Origin of the sequence: Staphylococcus gallinarum, assembly GCF_029774255.1 — a bacterium.
Taxonomy (GTDB): Bacteria; Bacillota; Bacilli; order Staphylococcales; family Staphylococcaceae; genus Staphylococcus; species Staphylococcus gallinarum.
In genome coordinates, this window is the sequence record NZ_CP069082.1 from 578171 (window position 1) to 591774 (window position 13604).

A 13604-nucleotide genomic window follows, 5' to 3' on the forward strand; every position below is an offset into this window, starting at 1 on the left:
TAGGGTTGTAACTAAACCGTCCAGTTGGTACACTAACCAATGTATCTTGCTTATAATAGTTAAATAAAGTGTATTTTTTATGGGAAGTTAGGGTATCTAAATAATTGTAGGATGAACAAAATAAAGTTTGAATGCGTCGTGTATAGCGTTTTCAAAGAAATGCTTTATATGATCATACAAATGAAGGGCTATTTGTGCTCATGTTTTTACTTATTTTAGAATTTGTATAACATCCACAAGTAGTCCTTTTATCTTTTTTACGATTGAAAATAAAACATACATAGCATTAGAAAGGAATGGCCATATGTTAAAGATTGAGAATTTAACTAAAATCTATGGTGGTGGGAAAAAAGCCGTAGATAATATTTCATTAGATATAGAGTCTGGGGAATTTATAGCATTTATTGGTACTAGTGGTAGTGGTAAGACGACCGCATTGCGAATGATTAATAGAATGATAGAGGCAACAGAAGGAACCATTTCTATCGATGGTAAAAATGTACGTAAAATGAATCCGGTAGAATTACGTAGAGAAATTGGTTATGTCATTCAACAAATTGGTTTGATGCCACACATGACTATTAAAGAAAATATTGTTTTAGTGCCTAAATTGTTGAAATGGTCCCAAGAAAAGAAAGAATCAAAAGCAAAAGAATTAATTAAATTAGTCGACTTACCAGAATCATATTTGGATCGTTATCCTTCACAATTATCTGGCGGTCAACAACAACGTATTGGTGTAGTGAGAGCGTTGGCTGCTGAACAAGATATTATCCTTATGGATGAACCGTTTGGTGCTTTAGACCCAATTACACGAGATACATTGCAAGATTTGGTTAAAGAATTACAGCAAAAATTAGGTAAGACATTTATTTTTGTAACTCATGATATGGATGAGGCGATTAAATTAGCAGATAAAATTTGTATTATGTCAGAAGGACGTGTAGTGCAATTCGATACACCTGATAATATTTTGCGGTACCCAGCAAATGATTTCGTGCGTGACTTTATTGGTCAAAATAGATTGATCCAAGACCGACCAAATATGCGAACTGTAGAAGATGCAATGATTAAACCAGTTACAGTGCATGCTGATAGTTCATTAGATGAAGCGGTTAAAATCATGCGAGAACGACGTGTTGATACAATTTTTGTCACAGGAAGAAATGAAAAGTTACTTGGTTATTTAGATATTGAAGACATTAACCAAGGTTTAAGAGCGAAAAAAGAGCTAATTGATACTATGCAACGTGATATTTATCGTGTACGCATAGATAGTAAATTACAAGATTCAGTGCGCACAATATTGAAACGAAATGTACGTAATGTACCTGTTGTAGACAAAGATGGTCAAACATTAATCGGTCTAGTAACAAGAGCTAATTTAGTTGATATCGTATACGATAGCATCTGGGGTGATGAAACAACTGAGAGCGAACAAGATGCCATCGTTGAGCCGGAAAATTTGGGAGCTGATAAATAATGAAAGCATTTCTTGAACAATATGGCGGTCAATTGATATCGAAGACGGTAGAACATTTCTACATATCAATCATTGCATTATTGATTGCAATTGTTGTAGCTGTTCCGATAGGGATATTATTATCAAAATTAAAACGTACTTCGAATATTGTATTGACGATTGCAGGTGTGTTGCAGACAATTCCAACATTGGCAGTGTTAGCTGTAATGATACCTATATTTGGTGTCGGTAAAATGCCAGCAATTGTTGCATTGTTTTTATATGTCTTGTTACCAATATTAAATAATACGGTTATTGGTGTTCAAAATATTGATAAAAACATTAAAGAAGCTGGAACGAGTATGGGTATGACACGCTTTCAATTAATGAAAGATGTAGAGCTACCATTGGCATTACCATTAATATTAGGAGGCATCCGATTGTCTTCGGTTTACGTAATTAGCTGGGCAACACTAGCTAGTTATGTCGGTGCAGGTGGATTAGGCGATTTCGTCTTTAATGGATTGAATTTGTATGATCCGATGATGATTGTCAGTGCAGCGATTCTAGTAACGCTATTAGCCTTAGTCGTTGATTTTGTATTATCTAGAATTGAAAAGTGGGCTGTGCCAAAGGGATTAAAGGTTTCCAGATAACTGAAGGAGGACATTATGAGAAAGGTTAAGCAATTTACGATACTGCTTGTATTGTGTCTAACGGTGTTGACTGGCTGTAGCCTCCCTGGCTTAGGTGGTAAAAGTACGGATGATGATGTCAAAATCACAGCAGTAGCAACGAGTGAGTCTCAAATCATGTCACATATGTTGAGACTATTAATAGAACACGATACACATGGGAAAATAAAGCCAACATTAATTAATAATTTAGGATCCAGTACGATTCAACATAATGCATTAGTTAACGGAGATGCCAATATGTCTGGTGCACGCTATGACGGTACAGATTTAACAGGTGCATTAAAGGAAAAGCCAATCAAAGATCCTAAAAAAGCCATGCAAGTCACACAAGAAGGATTTCAAAAGAAATTTAATCAAACATTCTTTGATTCGTATGGTTTTGCTAATACGTATGCATTTATGGTGACGAAAGAAACTGCAGAAAAATATAATTTAAAAACGGTTTCTGATTTAGAACGTCATAGTAAGGCGTTACGATTGGGGGTCGATAGTTCATGGTTAAACCGTGAAGGTGATGGCTACAAAGGCTTTACTCAAGCTTATGGGTACAAATTTAATACGGTAAGACCAATGCAAATTGGCCTCGTATACGATGCATTGAAATCGAAAAATTTAGATGTAGCAGTGGGGTATTCAACGGATGGACGTATTGCCGCATATGATTTAAAAGTATTAAAAGATGACAAACGCTTCTTCCCACCATATGATGCGAGTGCTGTAGCAACGAATAAATTATTGAATAAGCATCCTGAATTAAGACCAATTATAAAAAAACTACACAATAAAGTGTCGACGAAAGATATGCAAATTTTAAATTATCAAGCTGATGGCGAAGGTCAAGAACCTGCAGTTGTTGCTGAGAAATTCTTGGAAAAACATAATTACTTTGAAAAAGATGTGAAAGGTGGTCAAAAATAATGGAAGGCAATTTAATCCAACAATTAATTGAATATTATGCTGTGAACTTTGGCTACCTATGGGATTTATTCATCAAACATTTACTGATGTCAGTCTACGGGGTACTATTTGCTGCAATCGTTGGTATACCTTTAGGTATTATAATTGCAAGATATAGCAAATTATCTTGGATTATTATAACCATTGCAAATATTATTCAGACAGTGCCAGTGATTGCTATGTTAGCTATATTAATGCTAATTATGGGCTTAGGGCCAAATACAGTTGTAGTGACAGTATTTTTCTATGCATTACTACCGATCATAAAAAATACATTTGACGGTATCAACGGTGTCGATGAAAATATTAAAGATGCTGGTAAGGGTATGGGTATGACACGTAATCAAGTATTACGTATGATTGAATTACCATTGTCACTATCGGTTATACTGGGTGGCTTGAGAATCGCATTAGTCGTAGCAATTGGAGTAGTGGCAGTCGGATCATTTATAGGTGCACCTACCTTAGGTGATATCGTCATTCGTGGTACGAATGCAACAGATGGAACAACTTTCATATTAGCTGGTGCAATTCCTATCGCTTTAATTGCTATTTTAATAGACGTTGGTTTAAGATTATTAGAAAAACGTCTCGATCCTTCTCAAAAGAGTATAAAAGAACAGAAACATCAACCTCAAGGGATTGACCGATAGAGAAAGGGCTGTTTAAATTTGGCAATACTTTCAATTCATTATAAATCAAAAACGATAGGCATGAGTCACCCATTCACGGTGATTTTACCTGAAGACGATAGTCATTTTAGCTCAGCAACACCACCTAAGAAACTAAAAACATTACTGCTGTTACACGGTTTATCAAGTGATGAAACATCATATACACGTTATACGAGTATTGAACGATATGCTGAAGCGCATCAATTAGCTATCATTATGCCTAAAGCAGACCACAGTGGTTATAGTAATATGGCGTTTGGACATAAATATTATGATTATATTTTAGAAGTATTTGATTATGCACATCAAATTCTGCCTCTTTCAACACAGCGAGAGGATAACTTCATTGCAGGTCATTCGATGGGTGGTTATGGAACGATTAAATATGCATTGACGGAAGGGCATCGATTTAGTAAGGCTGCACCACTATCTTCTGTATTTAATCCACAACTATTACTTAATATTGATTGGCACGATTTTTCCGGTGAAGCAATTGCGGGAATTGATAAGGAAACAGAACAGACAGAACTTGATCCTTATTATTTAGTAGAACAAGTAGGCACAGAGCAGCGAGCTGTACCCGAGTTACTCATTATGTGTGGAACAGAAGATGAATTACTAAGTGACAATAAGCAATTTATAAAATGTTTAGATGCGAACCATATTGACTATCATTTTGAAGAAGGACCGGGGAAACATGATTATGAATACTGGGATAAAGCTATTAAACGCGCAATTGATTGGTTTATGACACCTTAGTGAAAATTCGACAACGTCATAAATCAAATTTAAAAATATGATTATACCAATACATTGATTCATGAGATATTGCACTTTAATCACTATATTTAGTGAGAAGATAGAGTCGTTAAACTTTAAAATATGATTTAAAAAACAGCCAATAAAATTCATTTATCGGCTGTTTTTTGTGAGTTTTTGTCGAGGTTGCTCACTATAGTTATTCTTATAGTAGAACTGTGGCTAAGATAGGTGCAACAATTACGACAATTACCCCTACAATTACTAGAGAAATCGATGCCATTGAAGCTTCTGTTTCTCCAAATTCTTGAGCTGACGATACACCTAAAGAGTGACCGCTTGTTCCTAATGCTAAACCACGAGCAATAGGATTGGTAATATTGAATAGTTTAATTAATTTAGTTCCTAGTGCATATATAATCACACCATTTAAGATAACGGCTAAAGAAGTTAATTCCTTAATACCGCCAATGTCTGCTGAAACAGGTAGCGCAATAGCTGTTGTAGCGCCTTGAGGTAACATCGATGCGATAATATCATTAGAAAATTGGAACAATCCAGCTATAAGGTAAATACAGATAAGTGCAGCAGTTGTCCCTAAAGTGATACCACCTAAAATTTGAACCCAATATTTTTTCAAAACTTCTCTACGTTTATATAAAGGAATAGCAAAACAAATTGTTGCTGGCTCTAAGAAAAAGTTGATAATGTCTCCACCAATTTTATAATTTTCATAACTGATTCCAGTGATTTTTAGAAATGCAATACCTACAACCATTGATACAAATAACGGTGTGAATAGGAAAAAGCCGTTTGTCTTTTTAAAAAGCATTGTCGCTATGATAAAAGGAATAAGAGATAATAAAATACCGAAATAGGGTGTGTTAATACCTAAATGTTCAATCATATTTTTTCCTCCGCTAATTTATGTTTTTTAACTTTTCTAGGAATAAAGGATTTTGTAATTAACATTTGAGAGAAAAATCCAGTACATAATAACAATAAAAGTGTTGAGATTATAATTAATAAAATAATGAGTATTGGACTAGAACTTAATACACCGAGTGAGTTAATGACTGAGACTCCGGCTGGTACAAATAAGAACCCAATATTATTTGTTAATGTTGTTCCAACTTTTTCTACTTGGCCTAATTTAACAATGCCCGTACATAATGCGATAAATAATAATACTAAACCGATGACCGAAGCTGGCATAGGGATTGGCATAAAGCTTTCGATAATATTTGAAATAAGTAAAATAATTGCAATCACTAATGACTGATGGAAAAAGTTGTAAGTCTTTGATGTGTTTTCTGTGGTTTGTTTTTTGTTTGCTTCCATAGTATAAGCCCCCTGTATTAATCTTGACTTCATTATAAAATGAAAGCGATTTCTACAGAGGGCTTTTACTGTGAGTTACAAATTGTTTATGCTGAGTTGCATAAATGTCAGGTTAACTGTCAATTAAGACCCATTGCTATTTTAAATTGTTTCATGTAAGAACGACTGACTTGTACTTTTAACTGATTTGACATGGTTAATTGATAGGTATAATTAAACCAATGTTCTATCGTTTGTATGTGTGATTGATTGATAATTGTAGCGCGATGGACACGCATAAATTGATTACCTGATAGTCTCTTTTCATAATGATTTAACGGTTCAGTTGTTTGGAAGTCATCTGATTTAGTATGAATGGTAGTAATACCGTTATTAACGGATATGGCTATGATATCAGTATGATTAATGATATGGATACGTTCGTCTACTTCAATAGGTAAGGTAGCATGAGTATCGTCTGGTTGGTCGTTTTGTGTAGTTACATTTATCGTTTTTGAATTTGGTTCATGTTGCATTGTGAGTGCACTTTCAACTTTACTGAGCGCTTGAGCGATGCGCTGTTGTTCGAAAGGCTTTAAAATATAATCTATTGCATTTAGTTCAAATGCCTTTACAGCATATGTGTCATGGGCAGTTGCAAAGATAATAAAGGGTTGACGTTTCATTTTTTTAATTTTTTCGGCTAATGCCAAACCACTCTCATCCATTAAATTAATATCGAGAAAGATGACATCATAATCATCATAAAGTAAGAGTTCTAATGTCTCAGAAATCGTTTCAGATTCATCAATTGTTTCAAAATGACGAATTTCATTCAATAAATAACGAAGTTCGTTTCTTGCTAATGGCTCGTCGTCCACTATGATTGCTTTCATAAATTTGCCTCCTCAGTTAAATGGTAAGGGATAGTATAACTGACAATAGTACCAGCATGATTAGATTGGAAATGTAAATTTGCAGTATTACCAAAAAGACCATCTAAACGTCGATTTAGATTTTCTAGTGCACTTCCAGTACCAGATTCTGAATTTACAGTTGTCGTCCCAATAATGTTTAATTTATCAGCTGGGATACCTTGGCCATTATCATGTACCGATATATTTAACCCTTTATCAGTTTGCTTAGCAATAACTTGTATATAGTTATTTGATTTTCTATTTTTAAAGGCATGTTTTACTGCATTTTCTATTAATATCTGTATGGCAAATGGGGGCACTAAGGCATTATAGCAATTTCTGTCTATAATAAATTCGACTTCAAAGCGATCTGGATAACGTGCTTGTTCTAATGATAAATAAGCTTTGACTTGCTGTAATTCCTTTTCCAATGAAATGAGATTATTTCGTGCACCTTGCAAATTAGAACGGAAAAATTGACTTAATTGTAATAATAACGTGCGTGCTTTTTCACTATCAATTCGTACCATTGCTGAAATTGTATTAATGGCATTGAAAAAGAAGTGTGGATTAACTTGTGCTTGCAATGACTTAATTTCTGCATCACGTACAAGTGCACTTTGTGTCTCAGCTTCACCCAGCTCTAATTGACTAGAAAAAATATCCGCTAAACCTGTTGCTAATTGTTTGTCAGCATAGGTAACGTCATTGACATTGGTAAAGTATAGCTTTAATGTGCCAACGACTTTATCCTTAATTCTTAAAGGTACAACGATGGCAGCTTGAAGTGGGCAACCTGGATGGTTGCAGCCAATATCTTCACTAGAATAAGCTTCTTTAAGCGTTCCAGATTGAATTGCATCTTTAGACAGATTAGTAATGATTGCCTTTTGTGCGACGTGGTGATCACTTGCGACCCCAACATGAGTAAGTATATCCTTTCTGTTGGTAATTGCTACGGCAGAAACTTGCATTAAATTAAGTATGATTTCTGCCGCTTTTTTAGCGGATTGTTCATTTAAGCCAGAACGGAAATAAGGCAATGTTTGATTGGCTAATTGTAGTACATCATGTGTCTGGATTGCTCTTGTCTCTTCTTCCTTTTTAATTGTAGAAAGTATAATCGATAAGAAGATAGCTGTACCGATTGAGTTAATTGAAATCATAGGTAAGGCAATTAATTTTACAAGTGTCCAAGCATGTTCTGTATTATTAGAAAAGATTAGTATACAGAGCATTTGTATAATTTCAGTTGTACCACCAATTAAAGCACCCTTCAGGATTGTTGGATATCGACGGGCACGTATTGCTTTATGACCGAAATAGCCGGAAACTAAGGCAATGACAATTGATGAAATTAAATAGATATATGCATCAGCACCACCTATATAAACACGATAGAGACCGGAAATAATTGCCACGGCAATAGCGACAAATGGACCGCCAATTAAGCCTGACACGCCAATTGTTAATACACGTGTGTTGGCTAATGATGCGTCAGGAGCAAGGTGCTTATATACTGCACCATTAACAACTTGATCTCCTAAAATTTGAACGCCTGTAAAGTTAGACAAGATTGAAAAGCATCCAAAAATGATAATCAATTGCCATTGGGAATGACGTTTATCACGTTCATTCATCATTGTTTTAAAATGATTGATATTCATAAGTATATAAGCAATTAAAATAATTAAACCAACGCGTTCCAATAATAAAATAAATAAATTAAACATAGTAACCGCCTTCGAAATTCAGTTTATAGAATTATTATACTAAAGAATAATCAAATCAACATACTCATGCTGACTTAATATCTGGTGAATCAATAAAAGTTAATATTTCAGAAATTTAATTTAGATAAATTTGCTAATATAAAAGTTTACTTTTACACGATAAGAGCTAGTTTTTAGCTTTTGTATTTTTAAAGTGGTAATGTAGATATATTGGTTTAAAATAATAAACATAATTCGAAGTAATTTGAGTTAGATTTAATAGCATTTTACTTTTATTGTTTTGTTAAACCTTATTATATTTTTATAGGAATCATTTTGAAATAGATATAGACTTTTTTAGAAGGAATACGTATTGGTATGAACTTTAAAGGCGTGTATATCCATTTTGAAATGTATGTCCTTGAATCACTCGGATATATTAGGAGGAAATTGAATTATGGAAACATCACAAACCTTTAAAGGAGATAATAAACTTCTTTTTGGGATTTTTTTAGGTGTGATAACTTTTTGGTTATTCGCTTCATCATTAGTGAACATTGTACCAGATTTAGAATCATCTTTTGATGCTAACTATGGCACAATTAATGTCGCGGTCAGTCTAACGTCACTATTATGTGGATTATTTGTCGTGGGGGCAGGTGGTCTTGCTGATCGTTATGGAAGAGTAAAAATGACTTATATAGGTTTAATCTTAAGTGTCATTGGTTCATTGATGATTATCATTCCTGGCTTTACATCTTTATTGGTTATCGGTAGAGCAGTACAAGGTTTGTCAGCGGCATTTATCATGCCATCAACATTAGCAATTATTAATGAATATTATATTGGACGTGAACGTCAACGTGCTTTAAGTTACTGGTCTATTGGTTCTTGGGGTGGAACAGGGATCTGTTCATTCTTCGGAGGCATTATGTCAACGTTTATTGGTTGGCGTTCAATATTTATTATCTCTATTATCGTAGCATTGTTAGCGATGTACTTAATCAAACATACGCCTGAAACAAAAGGTGTACAAACCGAAGTTTCAAAACGTGCTAAATTTGATATTGGAGGATTAGTAATCTTAATCATTTCAATGTTAAGTTTGAATTTAATTATTACTAAAACTGAGGACTATGGTTTGTTCTCGACAGCTATCATCTCTTTAATTATATTGTTTGTAATTTCGTTAATTGCATTTATTTTATTTGAAAATAGAATTAAAAATCCATTAATCGATTTCAAGTTATTTAAACATAAAGGTTATAGTGGCGCTGTCGTATCGAACTTCTTGCTCAATGCTGTTGCCGGTACGTTAATCGTTGCAAATACCTATTTCCAATCTGGGTTACACTTTAGTTCATTCCAATCAGGTGTAATGACAATTACTTACCTGATTGCAGTACTAGTAATGATAAGAGTTGGTGAGAAAATACTGCAATCCGTTGGTCCTAAACGACCAATGTTAATCGGTGCTGCTTTAAATGCTTTAGGTATCGTTATGATATCACTTACATTTTTACCAACAGTACCATATGTCATTATGTGTGTGTTAGGTTATCTTGTTTACGGTGTAGGTCTAGGATTATATGCCACACCTTCAACAGATACAGCAGTTTCAACAGCTCCTGAAGATAAAGTAGGAGTTGCATCAGGTGTTTATAAGATGGCTTCATCTTTAGGTAACTCATTTGGTGTTGCAATTTCAGGGTCATTATTCAGTGTAATGACTGCAGTTTATAATATTCATATCGGTGCAATGTACGGATTACTATTTAATGCTGCATTAGCAATTATTGCATTTATTGCTGTTTATTTATTAGTACCAAAAAGTCAGTATAATAATTAATACGAAATAAGGCATAATGGAGAGGCTTGAATTAGACAAAACGTTTAATTCAAGTCTTTTTTTGTTATATAAATAAAGAATTGAGTTTCTACTTGAGGTTAACCTTACGTTAGGGACTAATATCATATATAACAAGGAGGGAAAGTATGGAATATACAATCAGTCAGTTAGCAACATTATCAAACGTAACGACACGTACTTTGAGATATTACGATCAAATAGGATTGCTTAAACCTAGTTATATTAATGATTCTGGCTACCGTATTTATACCAGTGAAGAAGTTGATAAATTACAACAGATTGTATTCTTTCGGGAACAAGATGTCAGCATTGCAGATATTAAGCATATTTTAACGGCATCACAATTTAATCAAATTGCAGCATTAAATCATCATGTTGTTAAGTTAAAGGAAAAAAGAAATAGAATTGAAAATATTATAAAAACTGTGGAAAAAACAATTGCTAGTAAAAAAGGAGAATTAGAGATGACAGATCGAGAAAAATTTGAAGGTTTTAAAGCGCAAGTCATACGCAATAATGAAGAAAAATATGGTGCACAAATTAGAAAAGATTACGGTGATGAAACGATTGATAATAGCAATTATAAATTTCAATCGATGACCAAAGAGGATTATCAAGCATTTAAATGCTTAGAACAAGAAATTATTGAGTTGTTGATTGAGGCAACTTATATAGGGAATCCATCTTCACTATTAGCAAAACAATTAGTTACGAAACATAAGCAATGGTTAATGTACACCTGGAACGATTATACAGAAGAAGCACACGCTGGATTAGCAGAAATATATATTACGGATGATTCATTTTCACATTATTACAACCAACATATAGAAGGAGGGGCACAATTTTTAAGAGATGCCATTATGCATTTTCTTGGTAAAGAAACATAGAGTGCAATAACAATCAAATTAAGAAATAAACTGTCATATGTTGAAGTGAAATGACATGATATTAAGTGTATCTCTCTATAAACAGCTATTTATAATAAGTGTATATTTTCCACTAAAAAGTTATAATAAATTGCATATGAAAAATAAACCATATTATAATTAATTAAATGATTATAAGGGGGCTTTGTATGGAGAAGTTATTGTGGCAAACATATGAAGAAAGACAGGAATTGCTAACGCGACTGGTCAATCATCAGACGATTACGCATTCTACAGGAGAAAGGACATTTCCAAGCTTTGTGAAGCAATTACTGTTACAGCTTAATTATTTTCAAGAGCATAAAGATCACATTCACTTAGTGCCAACAGAAGATGATAAAGAGGCGGTCTTGGCATTTTATCAAGCTCCAACTTCTAAAAAGACCATCACATTAATCAGTCATTATGACACAGTTGGTATAGAGGATTATGGTTCTTTTCAATCAGAAGCTACAAATCCTGAAGCGCTGAAGAAAATATTTCAGCAATATAGTAATTATCTAAGTGAGGAAGCGGTTGAAGATTTAAATAGTGACACATATCTATTTGGTAGGGGAATTATGGATATGAAAGCTGGCTTAATGCTACATTTGTCATTGATAGAATTAGCAACTGTAGAACAGTGGGATATTAACTTAGTACTCATTACGGTACCGGATGAAGAAGTGAATTCTTCAGGTATGCGTAAAGCTGTATTAAAATTGGCAGAATTGACTAAACAATATCAATTAAATATTCAACTTCATTTAAATAGTGAGCCAACATTTCAACAGAGTGGCTTAGAAGAAGCACATTATATTTATTCTGGATCAATAGGAAAGATTATGCCTGGGGTCTTATGCTATGGAAAAGAAACACATGTTGGCAATCCGTTTGAAGGTGTTAGTTCGAATTATATGATGAGTTATATTAACCAAGCGATTGAATACAATACAGCATTTAAAGAAACATATGAGCAAGAATCAACACCTGTGCCAGTTTCATTAATATGCAAAGATAATAAACAAGCATATGATGTACAAACACCATTTAGAACCTTTAGCTTATATAATTTATTTTTATATCAGCGCATGCCAAAGCAAGTATATCGTCAATTTATTGATACAGTAATTTCAGCAATTGAACGTTGTGAGAACAATTTATTAAATATTTTAGAAACAGAAAGCTTACCATTTGAGACAAAGATAAATGTGTTGACCTATGAACAATTATTAGATTATGCAATCAAACAACATGGTAAAGGTAAGGTTCAGCAAATCATTGATGAAGCAATTGGTAAAACGTCTGAATTAAATTTACAGAGTGTTGCTGTAGTAGATGAATTAATACAACTATGCAGAGATATAACGCCAGCTGTGGTAACATTCTTTGCAACTCCATATTATCCTGCTGTCAATGCATCAGATAATCAGCAATTACAAAGTATCATTACACATGTACAGCAGTTGATGTTAACTGAATTTAATCGTACGAGCAATCATGTGCATTACTTTAATGGTATTAGTGATTCAAGTTATCTCAAATTTGATGGTGATTTAGAACAGATAGAAGTTTACGAACGTAACGCACCTAACTTTAGACGTACGTATGATATACCATTTTCAGCAATTAAAGAGATTAGTGCACCAACATTGTTATGTGGACCAATTGGAAAGGATGCACATAAAGTTAGTGAAAGACTACATAAAGTAAGTGCATTTAAGGAATTACCTATAATTTTAAATAGTATAATAAAACAATATATTTAACCGATTATTTAAAATTTTATTGTGCATGGATTTATGATGAAAAGGGTATGAACAGTAAGGACAATATCTCGGATATAAAGTTAATGCAAGGAAAAATGGAGTGGTTGTGAAATGTTAGAAGCCTATAAGGATTTTTGGAAAAGATATGTCGACTTTAAAGGGAAATCCAATCGATTACAGTTTTGGACCCCGGTGTTAATACATATTATAGTTGTATTTGTTGTCGCATTAATTGGTGTAATCAGTTTTATTACCGGTGCTTTTATTATTAGTGCAATATTGTCAGCACTTGTCGGTATTTTTGGATTGGCAATTATTGTACCGATGATTGCAGTAACATTGCGACGCTTCTATGATGCAGGTAGGAAGCGTCTTTCTGCAATTATTTTAATTGCATTTTCAGTGCTCATTAATATAACATTTGATATTGTTCAAATTAATAGTGTAGCAATCAGTTTAAATATTATTGAGTTAATAAGTACAATTTTACTTATTTATGTCACGTTACTACCTTCAAAATCTACGTCAGATGAAGCGTTGAAGTGGCTATAAAATGTA

General features: G+C 33.5%; 13 protein-coding genes. 9 read left to right on the plus strand and 4 right to left on the minus strand.

The features are described from left to right. Positions 1–304 precede the first annotated feature (304 nt). Genes JN168_RS02405 through JN168_RS02425 form a run of 5 tightly spaced genes read left to right on the plus strand, consistent with a single transcriptional unit; the run spans position 305 to position 4550 of the window. Entirely contained in the window at positions 305–1483 is a 1179-nt protein-coding gene (locus tag JN168_RS02405) for a betaine/proline/choline family ABC transporter ATP-binding protein (protein ID WP_279526141.1), read from the plus strand. Then, entirely contained in the window at positions 1483–2118 is a 636-nt protein-coding gene (locus JN168_RS02410) for an ABC transporter permease (protein ID WP_107511847.1), read from the plus strand. Before JN168_RS02405 ends, JN168_RS02410 begins: the two co-directional genes overlap by 1 nt. Positions 2119–2133: 15 nt before the next feature. Beyond that, positions 2134–3078: an osmoprotectant ABC transporter substrate-binding protein gene (locus tag JN168_RS02415; RefSeq protein ID WP_279526142.1), complete on the plus strand. Its 945-nt coding sequence runs from the start codon at positions 2134–2136 to the stop codon at positions 3076–3078. After that, a complete protein-coding gene (locus JN168_RS02420; RefSeq protein WP_042739234.1) occupies positions 3078–3770 on the plus strand; it encodes an ABC transporter permease in 693 nt (230 codons plus the stop codon). Before JN168_RS02415 ends, JN168_RS02420 begins: the two co-directional genes overlap by 1 nt. 18 nt (positions 3771–3788) lie before the next feature. Continuing rightward, a complete protein-coding gene (locus JN168_RS02425; RefSeq protein ID WP_042739235.1) occupies positions 3789–4550 on the plus strand; it encodes an alpha/beta hydrolase in 762 nt (253 codons plus the stop codon). 205 nt (positions 4551–4755) lie between these two features. On the opposite strand, the gene lrgB is transcribed toward JN168_RS02425, so the two are convergent. The 4 genes from lrgB to JN168_RS02445 all read right to left on the minus strand — a co-directional run bounded on the left by lrgB (position 4756) and on the right by JN168_RS02445 (position 8520). Then, on the minus strand, positions 4756–5457 hold the full coding sequence (gene lrgB, locus JN168_RS02430; protein WP_107511849.1) for an antiholin-like protein LrgB: 702 nt from the start codon (positions 5455–5457) through the stop codon (positions 4756–4758). Next, positions 5454–5891, minus strand: coding sequence for an antiholin-like murein hydrolase modulator LrgA (lrgA, locus tag JN168_RS02435; protein ID WP_042739237.1), 438 nt, complete (start codon positions 5889–5891; stop codon positions 5454–5456). Before lrgA ends, lrgB begins: the two co-directional genes overlap by 4 nt. Positions 5892–6010: 119 nt before the next feature. Further along, positions 6011–6766 carry a response regulator transcription factor LytR gene (locus JN168_RS02440; protein ID WP_042739238.1) on the minus strand — a complete coding sequence of 252 codons (756 nt, stop codon included), beginning with the start codon at positions 6764–6766 and terminating at the stop codon, positions 6011–6013. Continuing rightward, entirely contained in the window at positions 6763–8520 is a 1758-nt protein-coding gene (locus JN168_RS02445) for a sensor histidine kinase (protein WP_232139602.1), read from the minus strand. The genes JN168_RS02440 and JN168_RS02445 overlap by 4 nt, the downstream gene beginning before the upstream one ends. A gap of 436 nt (positions 8521–8956) precedes the next feature. Here JN168_RS02445 and JN168_RS02450 point away from each other — a divergent pair, with 436 nt between their 5' ends. From JN168_RS02450 to JN168_RS02465, 4 genes are all read left to right on the plus strand, one after another. Continuing rightward, positions 8957–10348: an MFS transporter gene (locus tag JN168_RS02450; RefSeq protein ID WP_042739240.1), complete on the plus strand. Its 1392-nt coding sequence runs from the start codon at positions 8957–8959 to the stop codon at positions 10346–10348. A gap of 146 nt (positions 10349–10494) precedes the next feature. Further along, positions 10495–11259 (plus strand): MerR family transcriptional regulator, encoded by a 765-nt coding sequence (locus tag JN168_RS02455; protein WP_279526143.1) that lies wholly within the window; start codon positions 10495–10497, stop codon positions 11257–11259. A gap of 188 nt (positions 11260–11447) precedes the next feature. Continuing rightward, complete coding sequence (locus JN168_RS02460; protein ID WP_279526144.1) at positions 11448–13046, plus strand: M20/M25/M40 family metallo-hydrolase; 1599 nt, start codon at positions 11448–11450, stop codon at positions 13044–13046. Between the two features lie 111 nt (positions 13047–13157). Further along, the gene (locus JN168_RS02465) at positions 13158–13598 is read left to right on the plus strand and encodes a DUF805 domain-containing protein (protein WP_042739243.1); all 441 of its coding nucleotides are present in this window, start codon (positions 13158–13160) and stop codon (positions 13596–13598) included. The last annotated feature ends 6 nt before the right edge of the window (positions 13599–13604 follow it).